Below are 1,103 nucleotides of genomic sequence, written 5' to 3'. Positions count from 1 at the left end.
AGCTAATCGTTTTAATCCCTTTGATTATCTAAAAACTCTTTTTGAAAACATCCGCTCTTGCAAAACAGCAGAAGACTATAGGGCTCTCTTACCCTTTAACCTACCAGCCTAATTAATTTTCCTTTTAATGCAACACGTATTTGCCCGAACGAATACGTTTAACTACAATTGGAGGCCGTTTTAATACGGGTGTAAATGTTAATACTGAAGTACCATCCTTCCCTGCACTATACATAGCCAAAAATAAAGATACAGCCCTACAAGAACATCTTGGTCAAGTACCAAGCGATATTCTTTCTCCACGAGAAATGGCGCTAACAAACCCCGCTTCTGAAACAATTGTTTCTATTAGTGGGAAATTTGATAAAGTCTTTGACTTAACCAATGAAAAAACACTTGAGCCTTTTCTCAACTTAATTAAAAAATTTAACTTATCAAAAGAGCTTAAAGCTAAAGCTTATCAACTAAATGAACCCAATCCAGAAACCATTAAAACTGTAAAAAAGCTACTTGATTCTCTCTTAACATTTGAATGGAGAATTAAACCAAGCAGGTATGATGTACCTGCAAATTCCCAAATCTTCGGCCATCTTGTGTATTCATCAGGTATAGAAGGTATCTTGTATCCTTCTAAACTTACTAAAGAACCATGTCTTGTTATATATCCTAAAAACTTTGTTGGCACTGATTCCTACATACAAATGGATGATGAGCCACCGCATATAAAAGTGCCTATTAGAATTGATAGATCAAATTGGAGAGTAACTGAGTTGAGTTCAGATGAAATTATCGGGTAATGTTTAAATATTAATCGAAATATCAAACCTCGCCATATAAAGAAAATTGCCACAAGAGAATCCCATTAACTCCTGCCCTACCCTCCTTCAGATTCTCCTTTCTTTATCAAAGTCTCAACAAAACCATGTAAGTTTCGAATTATTAAGATAGCTCATAAAAAATACAGTATAGATCTGCAATCAATATATCACGAGAGTTCACCCTTGTGATAATTTTACCATCTTTCTAAAAGGCCTTATTTTTTCTATCAATAGGATTTAATTTTTATTTATGGTAGTTTAATATCGCTATATCTAAACTTTAGT

2 protein-coding genes are annotated in these 1,103 nt (G+C 33.7%); both read left to right on the top strand.

Translation table 11 applies throughout. The features are described 5' to 3' along the window. Positions 1-112: transposase domain-containing protein (locus Lfee_RS17925; RefSeq protein WP_193786964.1), on the top strand; the 112-nt coding region annotated here is incomplete at its 5' end. 28 nt (positions 113-140) lie between these two features. After that, on the top strand, positions 141-797 hold the full coding sequence (locus Lfee_RS13040; RefSeq protein ID WP_058447439.1) for an RES family NAD+ phosphorylase: 657 nt from the start codon (positions 141-143) through the stop codon (positions 795-797). Positions 798-1,103: the final 306 nt, after the last annotated feature.

The organism is Legionella feeleii, from assembly GCF_001467625.1.
GTDB classification, from domain to species: Bacteria; Pseudomonadota; Gammaproteobacteria; order Legionellales; family Legionellaceae; genus Tatlockia; species Tatlockia feeleii.
The sequence above is the reverse complement of the archived record's forward strand: the minus strand, read 5'-3'. Positions and strand labels throughout refer to the sequence as shown.